Annotated in this window: 18 protein-coding genes; 7 read left to right on the top strand and 11 right to left on the bottom strand. The window is 48.7% G+C overall.

Going from position 1 to position 19,502, the window contains the following annotated elements; genetic code table 11:
- Positions 1-47: 47 nt before the first annotated feature.
- The gene (locus D328_RS0113655; protein ID WP_018885585.1) at positions 48-1,241 is read right to left on the bottom strand and encodes an NAD(P)/FAD-dependent oxidoreductase; all 1,194 of its coding nucleotides are present in this window, start codon (positions 1,239-1,241) and stop codon (positions 48-50) included.
- Positions 1,242-1,448: 207 nt separating this feature from the next.
- On the opposite strand from D328_RS0113655, the gene D328_RS0113660 reads away from it, so the two are divergent.
- Positions 1,449-2,453, top strand: coding sequence for an NAD(P)/FAD-dependent oxidoreductase (locus D328_RS0113660; protein ID WP_018885586.1), 1,005 nt, complete (start codon positions 1,449-1,451; stop codon positions 2,451-2,453).
- A gap of 184 nt (positions 2,454-2,637) precedes the next feature.
- Here the strand turns inward: D328_RS0113660 and sda are convergent, their stop codons facing one another.
- Together sda and D328_RS0113670 are read right to left on the bottom strand one after the other, a co-directional pair.
- Entirely contained in the window at positions 2,638-2,781 is a 144-nt protein-coding gene (sda, locus tag D328_RS0113665; RefSeq protein ID WP_018885587.1) for a sporulation histidine kinase inhibitor Sda, read from the bottom strand.
- Between the two features lie 253 nt (positions 2,782-3,034).
- Positions 3,035-3,694 carry a YheC/YheD family protein gene (locus tag D328_RS0113670; protein WP_018885588.1) on the bottom strand — a complete coding sequence of 220 codons (660 nt, stop codon included), beginning with the start codon at positions 3,692-3,694 and terminating at the stop codon, positions 3,035-3,037.
- A gap of 196 nt (positions 3,695-3,890) precedes the next feature.
- On the opposite strand from D328_RS0113670, the gene D328_RS0113675 reads away from it, so the two are divergent.
- Entirely contained in the window at positions 3,891-5,423 is a 1,533-nt protein-coding gene (locus tag D328_RS0113675; RefSeq protein WP_018885589.1) for a Ppx/GppA family phosphatase, read from the top strand.
- On the opposite strand, the gene ppk1 is transcribed toward D328_RS0113675, so the two are convergent.
- Positions 5,389-7,527: a polyphosphate kinase 1 gene (ppk1, locus tag D328_RS0113680; RefSeq protein WP_026281170.1), complete on the bottom strand. Its 2,139-nt coding sequence runs from the start codon at positions 7,525-7,527 to the stop codon at positions 5,389-5,391. The two genes, D328_RS0113675 and ppk1, sit on opposite strands and share 35 nt — an antisense overlap.
- 365 nt (positions 7,528-7,892) lie before the next feature.
- Here ppk1 and D328_RS0113685 point away from each other — a divergent pair, with 365 nt between their 5' ends.
- The 4 genes from D328_RS0113685 to D328_RS0113700 all read left to right on the top strand — a co-directional run bounded on the left by D328_RS0113685 (position 7,893) and on the right by D328_RS0113700 (position 10,854).
- The gene (locus D328_RS0113685; RefSeq protein WP_018885591.1) at positions 7,893-8,138 is read left to right on the top strand and encodes a hypothetical protein; all 246 of its coding nucleotides are present in this window, start codon (positions 7,893-7,895) and stop codon (positions 8,136-8,138) included.
- A 168-nt stretch (positions 8,139-8,306) separates the two neighbouring features.
- Positions 8,307-8,984 (top strand): futalosine hydrolase, encoded by a 678-nt coding sequence (locus D328_RS0113690; RefSeq protein ID WP_033413044.1) that lies wholly within the window; start codon positions 8,307-8,309, stop codon positions 8,982-8,984.
- Positions 8,984-9,820: a 1,4-dihydroxy-6-naphthoate synthase gene (locus D328_RS0113695; RefSeq protein ID WP_018885593.1), complete on the top strand. Its 837-nt coding sequence runs from the start codon at positions 8,984-8,986 to the stop codon at positions 9,818-9,820. The genes D328_RS0113690 and D328_RS0113695 overlap by 1 nt, the downstream gene beginning before the upstream one ends.
- Positions 9,821-9,927: 107 nt before the next feature.
- Positions 9,928-10,854 carry a copper amine oxidase N-terminal domain-containing protein gene (locus tag D328_RS0113700; protein ID WP_018885594.1) on the top strand — a complete coding sequence of 309 codons (927 nt, stop codon included), beginning with the start codon at positions 9,928-9,930 and terminating at the stop codon, positions 10,852-10,854.
- A 179-nt stretch (positions 10,855-11,033) separates the two neighbouring features.
- Here D328_RS0113700 and D328_RS0113705 read toward each other — a convergent pair whose 3' ends face one another.
- From D328_RS0113705 to D328_RS0113735, 7 genes are all read right to left on the bottom strand, one after another.
- Positions 11,034-11,345 carry a hypothetical protein gene (locus D328_RS0113705; protein ID WP_018885595.1) on the bottom strand — a complete coding sequence of 104 codons (312 nt, stop codon included), beginning with the start codon at positions 11,343-11,345 and terminating at the stop codon, positions 11,034-11,036.
- Between the two features lie 261 nt (positions 11,346-11,606).
- Positions 11,607-11,888, bottom strand: a complete 282-nt coding sequence (locus D328_RS0113710; protein WP_233426199.1) for a hypothetical protein — start codon at positions 11,886-11,888, stop codon at positions 11,607-11,609.
- A gap of 88 nt (positions 11,889-11,976) precedes the next feature.
- Positions 11,977-14,856, bottom strand: a complete 2,880-nt coding sequence (locus D328_RS0113715) for an ATP-binding protein (protein WP_018885597.1) — start codon at positions 14,854-14,856, stop codon at positions 11,977-11,979.
- Positions 14,853-15,215, bottom strand: coding sequence for a response regulator transcription factor (locus D328_RS0113720; protein WP_026281172.1), 363 nt, complete (start codon positions 15,213-15,215; stop codon positions 14,853-14,855). The genes D328_RS0113715 and D328_RS0113720 overlap by 4 nt, the downstream gene beginning before the upstream one ends.
- A 25-nt stretch (positions 15,216-15,240) precedes the next feature.
- Positions 15,241-16,881 (bottom strand): GGDEF domain-containing response regulator, encoded by a 1,641-nt coding sequence (locus tag D328_RS0113725; RefSeq protein WP_018885599.1) that lies wholly within the window; start codon positions 16,879-16,881, stop codon positions 15,241-15,243.
- A gap of 231 nt (positions 16,882-17,112) precedes the next feature.
- Positions 17,113-17,415, bottom strand: a complete 303-nt coding sequence (locus tag D328_RS0113730) for a hypothetical protein (protein WP_154659060.1) — start codon at positions 17,413-17,415, stop codon at positions 17,113-17,115.
- Positions 17,416-17,647: 232 nt separating this feature from the next.
- Positions 17,648-18,004, bottom strand: a complete 357-nt coding sequence (locus tag D328_RS0113735; protein ID WP_018885601.1) for a HesB/IscA family protein — start codon at positions 18,002-18,004, stop codon at positions 17,648-17,650.
- Between the two features lie 347 nt (positions 18,005-18,351).
- On the opposite strand from D328_RS0113735, the gene mqnE reads away from it, so the two are divergent.
- A complete protein-coding gene (mqnE, locus tag D328_RS0113740; protein WP_018885602.1) occupies positions 18,352-19,458 on the top strand; it encodes an aminofutalosine synthase MqnE in 1,107 nt (368 codons plus the stop codon).
- Positions 19,459-19,502 lie beyond the last annotated feature (44 nt).

Genomic DNA, 19,502 nt, shown 5'->3' on the forward strand with positions numbered 1-19,502 from the left:
ATCGAAATTTCGTATGGCTTGTTTCTTTATTTTCGCTTCCGTTGTAATTATCCGAAGAATCGCCCCTTCTTCATGACCAGTGGAATGCCACCAATAATGAACAAGTAGCGCATATCTACGACCTTCTTAAGCTGGGCTGCAACCCAGCCCTTGATCTTCTTTCCGCCCACGACAGCTACCGCCTCTCCTTTACCAAGCGAAGCTACTGTTCCCTTGTTGCTGAATACGAATTTGTTAAGCTCTCGCCCGCGAATGGAAGCAACTATGTTCCTCGCGCACGTCACACCCTGCTGCATGGCAATTTGCGCTGTTGGGGGATATGGCTTTCCAGCCGGATTCAACATTAAGGAGTTGTCCCCGATCACGAAAATATGATCGTACCCCGGGATTCGCAGGAATTCATCCGCCTTTACCCGGCCACGCATGACCTCGAAGCCGGCCTTTTCAAGCAGATGATTACCGCGAATCCCTCCAGTCCAGACTACCGTGGAAGCTTCTATTTTTTCTCCTTCGCCAATAATGACGCCATCAGCCAGACACTCCTTGATTGGAACGCCAATACGGAAGGTGACCCCTTTGCGCTTCAGCACATCCATCGCATATTCGACAAGCTCAGGATCGAAGCCTGGGAGAGCCGTTGGGGCAGCCTCGACGTTAATAATCGACACCTGACTCGGGTGGATATCATATTGACGACACAGCTGCGGCAGACGGTCAGCCAGTTCTCCCGCGAATTCAATCCCGCTAAATCCGGCTCCCCCAATGACGAAGCACAATCGCGATTCTAGTCCGTCGTTCTTGTATAGGGCCAGCTGATATTCGATGTGCTCACGAATGAGACGCACCGAATTAATGCTGCGGATCGTCAATGCATGCTCCAGCATACCTGGAATACCGAAGGTCTCTGGCTCGCCGCCTAACCCCAGTACCAGATAATCATACGGGATAGACCCGCTATCCAGAACGACAGTGCGCTCAGCTGGCTGAATCGCCTGAACGGAAGACTTGATCAGCTTCACCTTCAGACCATCAATCAAATCTCCGATCGGGATTCTTGAATGCTCAATGCTATCTGTTCCTGCCGCCGGCATATGAAGGTGAGTCGTAATATAGTGATAATCATGCCGATTGACGAGTGTCACATCTGCTTCCTTATGCCTTAATTCCTTTTGCAGGCGCTGTGCTGTCAGGATACCGCCATAGCCTGCGCCCAGGATTACAATTTTAGGTTGATCGCCCATGAGACCTACTCCTTCCGTATTCCTAATCTTCCCTGTCCTGAATCTGAGCATACACATAGCTTGCAACAAAAATGAAGGTTCTATTAACTTAGGGGGGATGAACTTCCCAATCAGAGTTCGTGCGTTTATAATGATAGTCAGTTGAATCATACGGATTGTGGCCTGATTCCCTGTCCATGAATGGTTCATAATTACAGCGGAGGTGTTATGAATTTGGCTACACCAACAGGTGAACATATAAGTGATCTAATTATTATCGGAGGCGGTCCAGCAGGGATTTTTGCTGCATTCTATGGTGGAATGCGTCAGGCCTCTGTTACTCTGATTGAAAGTATGCCCCAACTCGGGGGACAGCTTGCAGCACTTTATCCAGAAAAATATATATATGATGTAGCAGGCTTCCCGAAAGTTACCGCCCAGGAGCTCGTGAACAATCTGGTTCAGCAAATGAATCACTTCAACCCCAATGTACGACTAGAGGAGAAGGTCGTCTCTGTCGTGAAGAAGGATGAGCGTCATTTCGTAGTGACGACTGATACCGCAGAATATGAAGGACGAGCCGTCATCATCACAGCAGGTGTTGGTGCATTCGAGCCTCGTCGTCTGGAGCTTCCAGAGGCAGCCAAATTCGAGAAGACGAATCTGCATTATTTTGTGAGCGATCTGAGCAAATTCGCTGGCAAAAAGGTATTGATCAGCGGCGGCGGCGACTCTGCTGTAGACTGGGCCCTGATGCTGGAGCCAATCGCAGAGGAAGTCACTCTCATTCATCGCCGGGACAAGTTCCGTGCTCATGAGCACAGTGTCGAGAATCTGATGGCATCCAAGGTGAAGGTCATTACTCCTACTGAGATTGTTAGCCTGGAAGGGGAAGATCAGATCACCTCTGTCACACTGGCTCACGTCAAGACCAAGGAGACGCAGACGATTGAAGTAGACGATGTGATCGTGAACTTTGGCTTTGTATCTTCACTGGGGCCTATTTCTGAATGGGGCATCGAGATTGAGAACAATTCGATCGTAGTCGATTCAAGACAGCAGACGAATATCCCTGGCATCTTCGCAGCTGGCGATATTACCACCTACCCTGGTAAGCTGAAGCTGATTGCCGTAGGCTTCGGAGAAGCGCCTACAGCCGTCAACAATGCGAAGGTATATATTGATCCCGAGGCTAAATTGTCTCCGGGCCATAGTAGTAATATGAAGCTATAGCTCTCCATGTAGCATATGAGAATAAAGGGTGCTTTACTCCCGTATTTTTTCACGGAAGTAAAGCACCCTTTTGTGTGGGGAATCATATCTTGTTGGCAACGGCAGAAGAACGGCTTTGGAAGGCTCCTATACCAGCATCCGGCCCAGATGTACAACTCCGAGACAGCGTCTGCCTGGATGGAAATTAATGCAGAAGAGTCGTGTCATCCACAACTAGCTTTCTCTTCTGAATCTCTGCCAGAAGCAATGTGATAAAATCACGATCAAGCTTCAGCTTAATTGCCATGTGATAGGATTCCAGCAGCATTTCATCCGTCAGCATTCCCATCCAAGACACACCTTTCCTTTTTTTTCCTTATGACTATTCTAGCAAATTAACATCGGCAGAACAAGTGTTCCTGATATCCACAACCACCTGTGGAAATCCTGTGTGTAATTTGTTGGTAAGTGTCTCGATCCCTTATACATTGCAGTGGATAATGTGGATAATATTTATGCACAGGCTCCTACTCTATATAAAGCTTCCAAAAAATAAATTTGCACACTACTAGTAGGTTGGGAGACACACCACGAAAGGTGATTTATTGTGGCCTAGTGTTAACCTCAAGTAGCCAGATGCGCTTGTCACGGTCAATACCGTAGTCGAAGCCAAGCTCACCAATACCAGGGAACTGCTCTTCCAGAATGGAAATACATAATGCAGTCAAGGCTCTCATTTCCTTACGTTTGGGAGATACAGCCTTCGCACCTAGCGAACGCTTCAATGCATCGCGTCCCTGTAGCATCGTTCCTCCCTTGCAAAGGTTGGTTACGACGAGGCCTGGCTTAGCTACCCGGCCAACCAGGGCCCGTAGCTCCCAGAGGTCACCATTCTTGACCATCTTCAATCGGTAGTCCACAGGTCTACTTCCGATCGTCGCCAGTCGAATGCCTTGCTGAATCAAGTAAGGACGTTTCAGCTTGACGGCCTCAAGCTTCGTTATCATCTTCTCGAAATCTCTGAATCTGTGCGTTCGTTCCATTCGGTTAAAGGCATACCCTTCAGCTGTACGAAGTACCCGAATAACACCACTCCCGCCTCCGCCTCTTACAGGCTTGATGAACACCATCTGATAGCGGTCCAACATGAATCGAAGATTAGTAGCAGAGTATTCGCTGGTCTCCGGTATATGGGCTGCTACCTCGGCACTTCGCAGCAGCGCTTCCGTTTTTAGCAGTTTGCTAGCTAATTGTCTTGGCACATTAATGTCTCCTTTCTCGGACGGATATATTAACACTGTACTCAAATGGTAGCTTCACCTCTTGGATGTTTGTCCGAGGCGAGGGCCTGTTTTACCGTGGAATTCATGAGTGGGTAGCGTGTCACTCTCATCATTGATACAATATCTCTATATATTTGGATTGGGAGAATACCACTGACTAAGGAGATTAGCTCTAATGTATGAGACTGTAGGCATTATGGACATCGGGTCCAACTCTATCAGACTGGTGATATATGAATTCACTACAAACGGTGAATACCGTGTAATACAGGAATGCAAGGAATCGGCACGCCTCAGTGCCAAGATTGGGCCGGAAGGTAGAATGGAGCGGGAAGCGATTGCCGTGATAGCACCCATTCTTCGGCAATTCCGGCAGGTGTGCGAGGTATTCAATGCTACGCGAATCCGTGCTACAGCTACCGCAGCGATCCGCAATGCCGCGAACACAGAGGAGATCATCTCTTGGATTGCTGAGGAGACGGGTCTGGAACTGGAGGTTCTGTCTGGCGAGGAAGAAGGAACCATGGGTTTTCTTGGTGTAGCCAATACGATGAATGTGCTGGATGGAATCCTCATTGACATTGGGGGAGGCAGTACGGAAATTACCTTGTTCAGTAGACGTGAGCGTCTGCAGACGGTGTCTTTTCCTTTTGGAGCTGTGAATATGAACAGCCGCTTCGGGACAAATAGCGAACAGGATAGCTGGGACGATACGCGTATTGAAGCACTTCAGGCCGTTGTCCGTTCAGCGTTAGCCGACCATCCCTGGATTACCGAGAATCTAGGACTCCCCTTCGTTGGCCTGGGAGGTACGGCACGAACGTTGGCCAAGATCAGTCAGAAGCAACGGAATTATTCCCTGCCAATCCTGCATCATTATGAGATGAGCGTCGAAGAGATTAATGAGATGTACCACAGACTACCAAAGATGAGCTACAGTCAGCGCAAAAAAATAGCCGGCCTGTCCAAGGACAGAGCCGACATCATTGTATCGGGACTTATTATCTTGTACACCATCTTCTCTGCTGCCAAGGGAACAGCCTTTATGATCAGCGGAGCTGGACTACGAGATGGTCTGTTTCATCAGATGAGAAATGCACGGCAGCCACTTGTAGCAGATCCACTCGATGCAAGCATTCAGAATGCGCTGGCTTCCAGCAGTCCGGCTAGAAAAGAGCATCTGGAGCGGGTACTCAGCCATACTCGGCAACTATGCAGACTACTACAGGTCGATAACCTTCCATCAGATGAACGTATTCTTCGTACAGCAGCCATGCTGTACAAGAGCGGCGCTACACTGAACTATTACCAGTACAGTCAGCATAGCACCTACCATATCATGCGCGGTGGACTTGGTGGTCTATCACATCGGGAGACGGTGCTAGCCGCAGCACTTGCGGATTATCATCCGAAGCTGCGCACAGAGCAGCTGCTTGATTACCATCGTGACATCGTGCGGCATACAGATACAGCATGGGTCCATCAGACCGGCTCTCTCCTACAGCTTGCTATTGCCCTCGATTGCAGTGAGAGTGGAACGATTCAGCAGATGGAGGCCTCCCTGCAAGAACAGACGCTGCATTTAGCACTATTCTGCAAAGGCACCCCCGTACTTGAGCTCAACGAGCTGGAGAATAAGGCCAAAGATGTGCAGAAGGTATGGAACCTGCAAATTACTTGGTCCGTACAGTCCGTTTCCAACTCTTAATATTCATGGATTCGAACTGGCTGCGAATGGATGGCTCGCTATGAGGTACATAAGCGTAGCTTCCATTCGGCAGCAGTTCCCTCGCTTTGACATTGTCTTTTAGCTGCAGCTGCAATATTCGAATGACCGATTGCTTCAATGTATTATCGTTAACTGGACACATGAGCTCGATCCGTCTGGTCAGGTTGCGAGTCATCCAGTCCGCGCTAGAAAGATACACCTCCTGCTCTCCCCCATTCTCGAAGAAGAACAGTCGTGAGTGCTCCAGGAATCGATCTACGATGCTAATGACGCGAATATTCTCGCTAAGCCCCGGAATACCTGGACGCAGGCAGCATACTCCGCGTACAATCAGCTCAATCTTCACTCCAGCCTGAGAAGCTGCATACAGCTCATCAATCATTTCCTGATTAGATAAGGAATTGACCTTCGCCTGGATGTAGGCGGATTTGCCAGCTGCCGCATGACGTGCCTCACGACGAATCAGCTCGAATAGTCGGTCCTTCATGCCTGTCGGAGCTACCGTAAAGGCCTTAAGCTCATTCGGGGTTGAGAAGCCCGTGATCTCATTGAACAGTGTAGACGCATCCTCCCCGACAGATTCCTCTGAGGTGAATAGTCCAATATCTGTATACAGACGAGCCGTGCTCGCGTTGTAATTGCCTGTACCGACATGCACATATCGCTTGAGGGCGTTCTGCTCATGTCGTACGACGAGGATAATCTTCGCATGGGTCTTGAGTCCAACCAGTCCATAGACAACATGACAGCCAGCCTTCTCCAGCTTGCGGGCCCAGGCAATGTTACGTTCCTCATCGAATCTCGCCTTCAGCTCGACCACTACAGTCACCTGCTTGCCGGACTCAGCGGCATGTGCCAAGGCCGGAATAAGCTTGGATTCCCCATTTACCCGATATAAGGTCATCTTGATCGCCATGACATTCGGGTCCTCCGAGGCTTCAATGACAAAATCCGTCACAGCATCGAAGGATTCATATGGATGGTACAACAGCACATCCCGGCTCCGCAGAATCTCGAAGAACTCTTCCCTGAGCTCAAGCTCTTGAGGATAGACAGGCTTGATAGGTGGGAAGCGCAGGTGGGAATGACCTTCCAATCCTTCAGCAAACGAGGACAAGAAACTCAAATCCAGCGGACCATCAATCTCAAAGACATGATCATTCAGCTGGAAGGCATACTGAAGCTCCTCAAGCGCATAGGGGTGGATTCCTTGCTCCACCTCCAGACGTACAGGCGCCCCGCGACGACGGCGACGAAGCTCCTTCTCGATCTCCTCCAACAAATCCTCAGCTTCCTCTTCATTAATAAACAGATCAGCATTCCGTGTAACCCTGAACCCATGAACTGCCTCTGGCGTGTAACCCCCGAATAACGTATGGATATGATTCTTAATGAGCTCCTCAAGGAAAATGAATGACTTGCGTTTGCTATTCGCCCGCCCAGGAATCGGCACTAGTCGCGGTATATTGGAGGGTACCTGGACAATGGCAAAATAGAGATTATCATCCGTAGCAGCCTCTTTGGGCTCGGATTTTTTGAGCTTGCCCTTGGGCATGACAACGTTACGCTTCAGAACTACCGCCAGATACACGTATTTATTATGAACGAGCGGGAAAGGACGGCTCTGATCGACAGCCATCGGCGTCAGGACCGGAAATACAATATCATGATAGTAAGCATCCAGTGCCTTGCGTTGGGTCGGGCTCAGATCCTCATATTCCAGAAAACGCAACCCTTTTTTGACCAACTGACGTGATACCTCACGGTAGGTCTTGTATTGGTCAGAGACCATGGAGCTGGCTCTCTTCATCAGTCGTTTATATAGGCCTTGTGGGGCATAACCGGTAAAATCCTTTTGCATGAAGCCTGCTTTAATCTTTTCTAGCGTCTCAGCGACGCGAACACCCATAAATTCATCCAGATTGCTGGAGACGATCGCAAGGAACTTGGCCCGTTCGAGCAGTGGGGTCTCCTCATCCTGTGCCTCCTGAAGCACCCGGCGATTAAATTCAATCCAGCTCAGATCACGGTTAAAGTACCGAGAGGAGCCGGATTTGTCTATAAGCTGACGTTCATTAAGCATCATCGATTCATTAAGCATAGGGCCTCCTGTGTACAATCAAAAAGTGTCTAATAATGTTGAAACTCTGTACATTACTATTGTACTACCCGCTGAACTGGTCAAGCATCTGCCGAATGTTATGGGAATGTAAAATCCATGTAAAATAAGATTTAATCTTTACATCTGCTGTACGATAAGGTAAAGTCATTACGTCCGTCGGCATACCTTCCATCCATGTATAGTACCATCTCTTCGGTCAACTGATCAGGAGGCTTGGATACGTGATGGCATGCTGAAAGACACAACAGAAATATTACCTTTATTATACCTAATTTCAGGCACAGTGCTCGATGTAAGTCTGCATAAATTCAGGAGGATAAATCAAAATGGATTCCAAAAGGAAAACGTTCATACTGCAAAAGAATATCGACTTCTTCACTGCAGCCCTCTCACAGACACCCGTCTCGGTCTGGCAGGAGGATGCTACAGGCGTATATTGCGAGATTGGCCGTGGCTGCATCGAAATGTTCTCGGATCAAGTCATTCGCATCGCCAATCCTGATCATACAACGAGTCATTACGAGCGAGGCTCCACGATGTTCCAGGCTGTCATGCAAGACAAGCCCATCTAGCTCTCGATCAGTTAGCCATTATCTCTCGATGAATTAGCCATTATATGATATGTATAATCCCGGCGCCAATTATGGCGCTTTTTGTCATTTCATTACATGATTTTTTTGAACCTGCTTCTGAAAAGGTGTAGAATGCTTGTATTGGTTAACACGGAAGGGAAGATACAAATGACAGAAGCCAGAATACATACGAGGTCTGATACAGCAGGCCGTGTGTTGATTATGACCGCAGTGGAGGCTGAGCGTGCCGCTGTGCTTAGAGGTGTCGGAGATGACCCTCGCTTTGTCGTGTCGCTCGCTGGGGTAGGTCCTGCCTCAGCCGCAGCACTCACTGCTGCCCTACTTGCGAAGGATTCCTATGCAATGGTGATCAGTGCTGGAATCGGAGGGGGGTTCAGTGAGGTCGCAACGATCGAATCCATCGTGGTAGCAACCGAGATCATTGCTGCCGACCTAGGGGCTGAGACACCGGAGGGGTTCAGTAGTGTGGAGGAGCTAGGCTTCGGAAGCAGCAGGCTGGAGGTAGACCCTGCCATTGCTCAGCAATGGGTGGACTTACTCCAGGTTGCTACCATTCCGGCTTGCGGGGGCCCCATACTCACCGTCAACACAGCCACAGGTAGTGAGAAGCAGGCGTGCGAGCTGCGCAAGCGAGTGCCAGGCGCCGCTGCCGAGGCTATGGAGGGATACGGGGTCGGCATAGCCGCCCGCACCTTTGGGTTACCCTGTTATGAAATACGCAGCATTTCCAACGCCGTGGGACCGCGTAACCGCGAAGCATGGCGAATTCAGGAGGCACTTCACTCGCTGGAGCTCGCATTCCGCACATTAACGGAGGTCATGTAATGCAGATTGCTTTTTCACCTTGTCCAAATGATACCTTTGTCTTCCACGCCTGGGCTCATGGCCTACTGCCAGACGCACCGCCGTTGGAAGTTACATACGCCGATATTGATATTACCAACAACCTTGCAGTTACACCAGATGGACTGGAGGTTATGAAGATTTCCTATGCTGCCCTGCCCTGGGTGCTGGATGAATACGCTCTGCTGCCTTGTGGCGGCGCATTGGGACGTGGCTGTGGTCCCCTTGTACTCACACGTACGGGAGCCATCTCACCAGAAGAATTGTCTGGCAAGCGAGTGGCTGTTCCCAGCGAACGCTCCACAGCCTATCTGCTCTTCCGACTCTGGGCGGCCAAGTATGTTCCAGGGGGCGTGGGAGAGATCATTGTGATGCCTTTCGATCAAATTATGCCCGCCGTTCAGGAAGGCAGTATTGATGCTGGACTGGTCATTCATGAAGCCAGATTCACCTACACCAATTATGGACTGCATATGCTGGTAGACCTCGGAAACTGGTGGGAGGAGGATACAGGATTGCCCATCCCGCTTGGAGCCATTATAGCTCGTCGAACGCTTCCACTCGCTCAGATTTCACAATGGATTCGTCAATCTGTAGATCACGCCTGGAAGCACCCGGAAGCCTCGCGTGAATATATTCTCTCCCATGCACAGGAGATGTCTCCAGACGTAGCAGAATCCCATATTGCTCTATACGTGAACGAGTTCACGGCGGAGCTTGGAGAAGATGGCTACGCTGCTATTGAAGCATTGCTTGGACGAGCTTCTGCGGAAGGACTTGTACCCGCCTTCGATCTGGCCAAGCTGCGTAGCTTGTAAGCTAGTTCTGATTCATAAGCCTCACCATCCGGGTATGTAGTAAGAAAGTCTGAGAAGTCACCACAATACACGACTGGTTCGACCATCCAGAGGAGGGATGAGAATTGATGAAGAAATGGGTATCACTGGTTCTGGCGGCTGCATTATCCGGCGCACTGTTCGTTTCGGTATCTCATGCAGCATCCGCGCTGCAGGTCACAGGACCATCCCCGATCCATACTGGTGCATTACAGGTATCAGTGAACAACAAGATTGTAGAGCTCCCCTCCGGAGCATCCGTAATCATTTATGAAGGTACAACTCTGGTTCCCCTGAACGTTGTTCGCTCCCTTGGACATGAGGTGAATTGGGATAACAGCAGTAAGACCGCATCGTTAACAACATCAAAGGGAAGTATTACGCTCCGGCTTGGTGCAACCTCAGCTACACTGAACGGCAAGCAGGTGACGCTTAGTCAGCCTGTGATGCTGCGCAACAACTACGTGATGGTACCACTACGCTTGATCGCAGAATCCTCAGGAGCCTCTGTTGGCTACAGCTCATCGAATCAGGTGGTCTACGTCGCCTCAGCCACAGAGCAGGAGCTTGCTAATTTGGCCTTACCTTCACTAGCCACTGCCCGAGCAACCGCGCTGTCGCTGCCATTGGTTGATATGCTCATTGAGCTGGAGAAGGCACCTACTGATAATCGCTCGCTGGTATTTTTTCAAGAAGGACGATCTGACCGATTCATTTCGATACAAAATGATGTCATGAGCTATTATCAGGTTATCAATGGGGTGAAGTACAAAAAAGGTACAGCCCAAGTACGTGCCGGACAGTCTGGAGCCGCTCCCTTTGCTTCAATTCCATACAGCTTGACTAGCTCCTACATTGGCGCAGAACGCCCGGAGATGTCTGGACGGATGGTATACTTCCGTGCCTTGCCTGGAGGAGGCCTTGAATATGGCTATGCCACTGCGAGTGGAATGGCCAAGGTCGGGGAGACGACTACGATGGAGCTAGCCATTCCTGGTGAGCAGCGAGTGAACTGATCAGAGTATAGCAGATGAATGATGAAGCATGATTATCTTGCTAAAATCTGTGATACTACATAGTGCAAAATGCGCACAGAACAGTGCAAGAGCACACAGGAATAGCCCTGCTGTCGATCACCGTCAGCAGGGCTATTCCTTACGTTCTTAGAGCTTGTGCGGAGTGCTTCAGTACTTTATTACTGCTCAATAAACTCCGGCTTGAAGACTTGATCCAGCTTTGCACCTAGTCGCTTCACCAGCGGAACCTTGATATCTCTTCCCAGCTCCTTCAGGAAGACGTCAGGATCACATTGAACCTGCTCCAGCTGCAGCTGAATGGCTCCTTCCTCAACAATGTTGGGATTGTCCTCCTCGGGCACCACTACCGAGACATCATACTTTTTCGTCAGCGTATTGCTGTATCTTGCGAAAATTTCAAGCAATTCATCGTTAGTGAATTTCTCAACCGCTGATTTCCCTTTGTTCGTAAAATGCAATTTCACTTTCAATGTAATGCCCCCTTTTCATCAGATCCTGCGTGACATTCTCTATGGCGCTGTGAAAGGTTGTTCGGACACAGTCAGTCAGGCGACTGGGATCGAATATTGCAGAATGCTGGCATATGTTATCTATACTACAGTATATCCTTCTTTCTTATTTATATCTACTGGTTGTAATCAACTGTTTCCACGCATCCTGTAAAATTTTCATAATTTTCAATCATGCGGGAAAATATTTAGACAATTATTACAATTCTGCTGCTAAATTGGCTACACACGCTTGGTGCAGACCCAGCCATGGGACTCGTACTCACGAGCAGCGTCACGTAAATCCTCCACATCACTAGTATGGATCGTAACTGATGGAAGCACCACCCAGCATTCAGCGACGGAGTAATCAAGCATGACGTCTTCTACTTCGTAATACAGCATATCACCAAAGGCGGCATCCATAATTTTATGTCCGATATGAGGAATGGCTTCTGATTCAAATGTGCGTGAAACCTTCGTATACTCATTCACTCCTGTAGCCTTAATTTGCTGAGAAATCACAATGTTCAATTTTTGATCCTCCTGTGTGGATGTCTGTGAGTCCACGCTCCTGAGAGCCCCGGTGACAAGCGAACGTACCATATCCCAGTTATTCATTATTGGGAATAGGGCCGGGGACAAAGATCGAGCCTCTCGCATGCTGATGATCATTAATGATCTGCAGAAGCGCCATAGACAGCTTGTGGGGTAAGTAGGGCTTCACAAGATACCCCCGGGCTCCAATATCCAGGGCACGCTCTTTTTCCTCAAATGCGCTAGAGATTAGAATCGGTACATGCTTGAGTGCATCCGTTTGCTTCATCTTCTCAATCACTGTCCAGCCACTCATACCATGAGTAAGAACAAGATCCAGCACTACCGCAGTAGGAGGCTGTTCCAGCATAGCCTCAAATGCTTTCTCTCCACTCGTGAATTGTACTACCTGGTAGCCGCTTCCGGTCAGCTCCTCAGCCAGCAAGTTGGACAGACTCGCATCATCCTCGACAATAAAGATGGTTCTGGATGCTTGGCCAGACTGCCACTCTGATCCCCTATAGCCCTCATTCACAAAAGGCAGCAGCAGCGAAAAGGTACTGCCTTGGCCATATGTGGATGTTACTTGTACGTCACCACCGTGATGCTGCATAATCTCTTTTACAATGGCGAGGCCGAGTCCAGTTCCGCCAATCTGACGGCGATCTGTATTGTCTACACGATAAAATTTTTGGAACAGCTGTGGAATAGCTTCTGTTGGTATGCCCAGCCCTTCATCCGAAATATCGACTCGCAGATAAGAGTCCTCAATACCTAAAGTAATACCCACCTTGCCACCTGAAGGTGAATACTTGACCGCATTTCCGACTACATTCATGAGCACCTGTTTGATTTTATCCGAATCAGCCTTTACCGTCACCTCTCCAGCCAAGTTATCGAAGACGAAGGTATGCTTGGATGCCTGCACCCGCTGCATATCTATCGTCTCTTCAATCAATTCGGCCAAGCTGACCCGACTGAAATGGTAGGTCTGTCCGCCCGATTCCATTCGCTGCAGATCCAGAAAATCATTAATTAACGACGTCAGTCGGTGAGCCTCCTGATGAATGGTTCGGATATATTTCTTCTGACGCTCTGCGGTCAACTCCTTGTGCAGCAGAAGCTCAGCAAAGCCGAGCACACTAGCCAGCGGGGTCCTCAACTCATGGCTGACGGTGCTGACGAATTCGGATTTCATTTCATCCGCCTCGTACTCCTTCGTAATATCACGGTGTACCAGCAGCGTCCCTGCATGATTACTTCCCGTGAATAGCGGCTTGCTGTACATCTCGATCATTCTCCGATCCGGCACAGCCATTTCATATATGATCCGTTGCTGCTCAGCAGAGCGACCATCCATAAGATCAGCTAGGTACTGGCGAAGGGGAGTAGCATCCGCTAACAGAGGGGACAGCTTGGTTTCCATTTCCTCCGATGTCAAATGAACCTCGGGATTATCATCGTGATCGAGCTTCATCATTCGCTTCCAGCTTGAATTCACTTGAATGGTCGTTCCATGCCGATCCAGAAGCTGGACTCCAACATCAATTGTATCCAGAATATCCTGGGTCAGCTTCCGATGACTCTCGGCATCCTCATAGATAGCCAATTTCTCCAACGAGAGTGAAATTTGCTGGGCAAAGGACCGCGTCTCCTCCTCCTCTTTGGAGGTAAATTCTCGTGAAAAGCGTGTCAATGCCAATATCGCAATAATTTCACCATTTGAATGAAGAACGGGCACAAAAATATCGCTCGCTGACAGTTGCCCCAGATGGTATCCTTTCTCTGCGTCGCTTGCTTGACGATGAATGCTATAAGGCACCTTGGTCTCTTCCAGTCGCGGCAAGATGCCCTCTCTATAATTTGTTACAAACTGGATAATTGAGTGCTCGGACAGACCAAATGAGGCATAATCTGTCTGTGCACCCGGGAGCAGCAATACGCCTTTATCAGCTTTCATGATGGCTGCCATATGTGTAATAATGCTCTGAAGCAGCTCTTGTCGGTCGAGTGTTGTCGAGATGGAGCGTATGAATTGATTATGCTTTTGAAGGCTATGCTCCTTTTCCTCCATTTTGACGAGGGCCTCGGTAAGCTCCTCCTGCTGCATCTGAAGCTCATCCTGCTGTGCCTGCAGCTCCTCATTCTGGGCGACAAGCTCCTCTTCCTTCGCTTGAATCTGGATCATCATGGATTGCAAAGAGCGGGCCAGCACGCCAATCTCATCTGGGCGATCTGTGTAGTTGACCTTATCCACACCACCAAGCGTGAAGGCTTTGGCACTGCCCGCCAGCCGAATCATAGGCATGCCCAAATCCCGAGCGGTCTTGATCATCATCAGGAACAACAAGAACATTATGAAGAGCACATATACGATGTATTGGACATTTTGAGCTTGGAGACGTTCCATGACCTGTGTCTGTTTTTCTTGTCCACGAGTGCGATATTCAGCATTTAACGAGCTTAGCTCCTCAAGAAGGTGATTCATTTGCATCGTGGCGCCTTGCTGGGATAAATTGCGCAACTCCCCATAATCCCCGTTCTGAGATAGCTCGGTAGCCATAGGCAAAACACGGGTAAAGAAATCCTTCAATAGCGAATCCAGATTATCCATCACCTGAATTTCATTTGCACTAGCCTGGTATTTCTTATATTCAGCTATATTTCGTTCCACTGCAGCCTTTTCTTCAAACATTTTCTTATACTCTTCTTCATTCTGAAGCATAAAGTACCCGCGAGCACGAAAAAAAACACCAGTAAAATGATGCGATAGTTCATCCAGAATTTCCTGCTTGGCTACCAGTACCTCATCGGCCTTCCGAAATTCTTCTTGCTCCCGCTGCTCGTTCAAGTATAGCGCCCCTGCACCGATAAAAAATAGCACCAGAACAGTCAGCATCATACCCATGAAGCGCATCATTAAATTTCTGCGGAATGGAATGACCCACTTGCTCATACAAGCATTTCCTCCACCTTGCGAACCAATTCCAGTGGACTGAAGGGCTTGGACATGAAATCATTGGCTCCCGCCATCCTTACCCGGTCCTGCTCCCGATGCTGGTTCTTGGCTGATAGCATCAGAATTCGAGTATGCTGTCTGTCTGGCATAGCTCGGACTTTCGTAATGACATCCAGCCCTGTTAATTTAGGCATCATATAATCCAGAATGACCAGATCGTAGCTTGTCGAAGTAATCCGCTCCAAAGCTTCCTCTCCATCACACGCGACATCCAGCTCGTATCCTTCATCTTCAAGCGTATCTGCAACCAGCATACGCAGCACAGGTTCATCCTCTGCAAGCAATAACCTTCTCAACATTTGTTCCCCCTCAGACTTATGTTTAACTTTTGATGGCCAGATTCATGCGGGCAAGCAGCCGCTTCATCCGGGCCTCTAGCTCACCGATATGAAATGGCTTAGTCAGATAATCATCTGCACCAAGCTGCAAGGCACGTACAATATCGTTCTCCTCTTTGCGACCCGTAAGCATAATGACAGAATACATACTGGACCTCGGTAGCATTCGAATACGCTCCAGCACCTCCAGACCATCCATTTTCGGCATAACACCATCCAGAACGACCAGGAACGGGGACGATTGAGCATGCCAGGGGTCCGCAAAAAACATTTCGCCATCGCGATAAGCCCTCACCTCTACCGGCATGATCCCACCCATCGACTCCTGCAAGGATTCCAGCAGCAGCGCGCGAATGATGGCATCGTCATCAATAATCGCGATGTTCAATTTACGGGAGTATGTCTCTTTGACCATACCCGTATAGCCAACCTCCACCCTATTGCGACCACGCTCCTTGGCTTCGTACAATGCCAAATCAGCAATGCTCAGCCACTCGCGACACTGCTGTGGATCAGCATCCAGTACTTCCACTACGCCAGCCGAGAACGTCATCCGCAAGCTCGCATCAGGCGCCCCCAGCTCCAGAGTCGAGAATTCCCTAAGCAGTCGTTCAAGAACCTGCTTGGCTTCTTCAGCACTGGTCTGCGGCAATAATAGTACGAATTCCTCACCACCAAACCGTATCAAAATGTCTGCCGTGCGAATATTCTCCTTCATGTACGAGGTGAATCCAAGCAGCACCTTGTCGCCAACAAGATGGCCATGCTGATCATTCACCTTTTTGAAATAGTCCAGATCAATGACCGCTAAAGAGAAGTTGGAATTCAGACGATTGCGTTCACGGCATAACCGCATATATGCTTCATCCAGGTATTTCCTGTTCATAACTCCCGTTAGCTCGTCCATAAATAACAGGTTGTCGATTTGCTTCTTCTTCCGCATTTGCCGATTCAAGCGCGCCAGCAGCTCATCCATATCTAGCGGTTTATTGAGAAAATCATCTGCTCCCATCTCAAACGCCCTAAGTCGGCTCTCTTTTCTGGTATCTGTGCTGATGATCGTTGTCGGAATGAAGCCCTTGCTGATCCGATCCTTCAAGGTAGCAATAACCTCGAATCCGTTTTTTTCGGGAATAATCAGGTCCAGAATCAGACAGTCTGGCCATAAATCATGGAAGTAGTGAATCGCTTGATTGGGATTGACCGTAGCGATGACAAAAAAACCCCTCGACTCCAACTCTTCCTTCAAAAATTGAAGCAGAGCAGCGTCATCATCCAAAATGAGGACGAGCGGCTGCTCGGTGGGGATCTCTGCTCTTGTAGGCATCGGATGCTTCATCTCAAGCTCCTGGCTATGTCCAGTGGTGTAGCTAGTCTTAATGATAGGCATTAGGAAGGTACGTAGCTCGTGAGGCGTCCATACATAATCGGAGATGGGCTCTAGTTGCTCCAGCAACGAGCTGGACAGCTCGGATAGAGCTGACATCTGCAATGTGCCTGCGGTGCCCTTGACCGAATGAAGGAATCGACGCACTTCTTCATGCTCGATAGCTTGAGAGAGATCGAACCAGTCATCCATTTGAGTACGTATGTTAGCCAGCAAGAGATCTATGTATTTTCTCAAGATTATTTCCCCTTCTCGGATCTGCTGCTTACGACAAGTTCCTCTTACCGAAGTGACAGCCTGGCCGAATCTTCCCTAACAGAGATACTCAAGATCTGACTAGTAAGTCATTCCAGAGAAGAGCACTGCCCTTTTCGCTAGATTTAAATAAAAAAGACCACCAGCAAAAAAAGCGGCAGGAAGGGGTTCACCTGTTCTAAATTGGAGAGTTTTGTCGAATAGATGATTTGATTATACCATAAGCTGCTTTGAAATTTGATAGCTTACCTTTTTTTCAACATGAACAAAGATATTCTGACAATCAGTGATCATTGGCTGAAAGCCCTCGTGGATGAGATCATGTACACAAGCGATCATTGGAACATAATAATCAGTAAGCAGGGGATGAAGTTCATTCGCAAATTGAAGAAGGGCCCTGTACTTTTCTAGATCGACATTGGTGTACGTAGTAACAGATGAGATGTCTTTCAATAAAGCTGTTAATTTCTCAGCGGTCGGTCCCAGAAGGACTACTCCAGTTGCCTGATCCATCACGGCAGAATAGACTGCTATTCTAGACAACTGGTTAGATATTGCCGTGACTTTTTCTGAAGTCAGATCTTAGGGGTATAAAAAAGACACTATAAAAACAAAGCAAAAAGACCTCCATAACGTAATTAGTACGAGACTAATACGCCATAGAGGCCGCGTGATTCACAACCCCTGCAACGAATTTCTGGGATTATTAAAGTCCCTCATTCAAGGTTATTGTTAATCTACAAGAACATTAGCATTCCTTGTCAGGGACACCGGCTTCTTCACGAGTACGGAAGCTAGAGCCGCAGCCGCAAGTGGCAACAGCATTCGGATTGTGGATGGTGAACCCGCCCGTCATACCAGATTCCTCGAAGTCAATCTCAAGGCCGTCCAGGTAACGTAGGTTCTCCTTCTCTACAACAACCTTCATATCCTGTACATTCATATATATATCCTGATCAGATTCTTGATCGTCAAAGCCCATCGCATAAGAAAATCCCGTGCAGCCGCCTGGAGTCACGCCAAGACGCAAGAACATATTAGGCGTCTCCTGCTGAGACAGCATCTCCTTCAGCCGATCTGCCGCAGATTCCGAAATGGTAATCATGCTATTTCCTCCTTTATTTCTTCAGTTCTATTTCAGTATACTCCACATACAGAAGGTCCTCAAGTCATCATTCACAACGCAAGCTGCCGCCCGAACACCCTTTTTCACAGCAATTGTATTGAACACCTGCAACGTCAGGTTTATAATAGAAACGACGCAGTAGATGAACTGTCGGAATTTTGTCAACAAGAAGTCGCTCAATCGACACATTTATCATTGTAACATTTTTCACTTATTGTGTGAGACCGTGAAGCCGGGACTAACCGACGAAAGCGGGCATCCTGTGTGCATCGTGAAGCCAGCTATTCCTTCACGCATCACCCAGCAACTTGAAGGAGGAAATTGGTATGTCCACATTAACAACACCTTTTACAGATAAACGCATGGCGGAGATCGTAGAGAAGGTACAGCAGGGTCAGCGCCTGTCTCTAGAGGACGGCATTTATTTATATGAAACGGATGATCTGCTGACGCTTGGGCAGCTTGCGAATGAAGCTAACCTGCGCAAGAACGGCAAGAAAGTATACTTCATTGAGAATATGAGTCTATACTTCACGAATGTATGCGAGGCACGCTGTGCCTTTTGTAATTTCCGAAAGGATCAGGGCGATGATGGTGCCTACACCCTCTCTGGCTCTGAAATGATTGAATATGTAGAGCAGCATATCCATCCTGGCGTTCGGGAATTCCACATTGTAGGTGGACATAATCCGCATGTTCCTTTTCAATACTATGTAGACTCCCTGAAGGCTCTGCACGAGAAATATCCGAATGTCACTCTCAAGGCCTACACGGCTGCGGAGATTGACTTCTTCACACGTATCAGTAGACTCAGCATCTCCGAGGTGCTGCATGAGCTGCGAGGTGCTGGACTGCGTTCCCTGACTGGCGGTGGTGCCGAAATCCTCAGCGATGAGTATCGCCAAAAAATGCGTGTCGACAAAGCAAATGTGGACCGCTATCTTGAAGTACACCGTACAGCCCATAACATGGGTATGCGCACGCATACGACGATGCTGTACGGCTCAGTAGAATCCTATGAGGATCGCATCAACCACATGCTGCAGGTTCGCCAGCTACAGGATGAGACGAACGGGTTCATGGTGTTCATACCGCTGTCCATGCAGCCTAAGAGCAAGAATGCCAGCATTATGCGCCGCAACTCGGCTTACGAAGATCTTAAGACAATTGCCATCAGCCGTCTGATGCTGGATAACATCGATCATATCAAGGCTTACTTCATTAACATTGGACCTCAGCTGACACAAGTGGCTCTATCCTTCGGCGCATCCGACGTGCATGGCACGATCGTTCGTGAGAAGATCAGTCACGCTGCTGGCGCACTGACTCCTGAAGGCTTGACTCGCAAAGAGCTGATCTGGCTAGTGAAGGGTGCAGGACGCATTCCCGTTGAACGGGATACCTTCTACAACGAGATCGAAGTGTACGAATAAGCCTGAAGCAGATACCTTCTAACAGGTTAAACAGGCATTGTTCA

Origin of the sequence: Paenibacillus massiliensis 2301065 = DSM 16942, from assembly GCF_000377505.1 — a bacterium.
In the GTDB taxonomy this organism is placed as follows: domain Bacteria; phylum Bacillota; class Bacilli; order Paenibacillales; family Paenibacillaceae; genus Paenibacillus; species Paenibacillus massiliensis.

Coding starts and splice junctions, on each gene's coding strand:
- D328_RS0113695 (WP_018885593.1), top strand. CDS start 8,984: ATGCAGATTGCTTTTTCACCTTGTCCAAATGATACCTTTGTCTTCCAC.
- mqnE (WP_018885602.1), top strand. CDS start 18,352: ATGTCCACATTAACAACACCTTTTACAGATAAACGCATGGCGGAGATC.
- D328_RS0113655 (WP_018885585.1), bottom strand. CDS start 1,241: ATGGGCGATCAACCTAAAATTGTAATCCTGGGCGCAGGCTATGGCGGT.
- ppk1 (WP_026281170.1), bottom strand. CDS start 7,527: ATGCTTAATGAACGTCAGCTTATAGACAAATCCGGCTCCTCTCGGTAC.
- D328_RS0113700 (WP_018885594.1), top strand. CDS start 9,928: ATGAAGAAATGGGTATCACTGGTTCTGGCGGCTGCATTATCCGGCGCA.
- sda (WP_018885587.1), bottom strand. CDS start 2,781: ATGGGAATGCTGACGGATGAAATGCTGCTGGAATCCTATCACATGGCA.
- D328_RS0113690 (WP_033413044.1), top strand. CDS start 8,307: ATGACAGAAGCCAGAATACATACGAGGTCTGATACAGCAGGCCGTGTG.
- D328_RS0113660 (WP_018885586.1), top strand. CDS start 1,449: ATGAATTTGGCTACACCAACAGGTGAACATATAAGTGATCTAATTATT.
- D328_RS0113675 (WP_018885589.1), top strand. CDS start 3,891: ATGTATGAGACTGTAGGCATTATGGACATCGGGTCCAACTCTATCAGA.
- D328_RS0113735 (WP_018885601.1), bottom strand. CDS start 18,004: ATGATTACCATTTCGGAATCTGCGGCAGATCGGCTGAAGGAGATGCTG.
- D328_RS0113685 (WP_018885591.1), top strand. CDS start 7,893: ATGGATTCCAAAAGGAAAACGTTCATACTGCAAAAGAATATCGACTTC.
- D328_RS0113715 (WP_018885597.1), bottom strand. CDS start 14,856: ATGAGCAAGTGGGTCATTCCATTCCGCAGAAATTTAATGATGCGCTTC.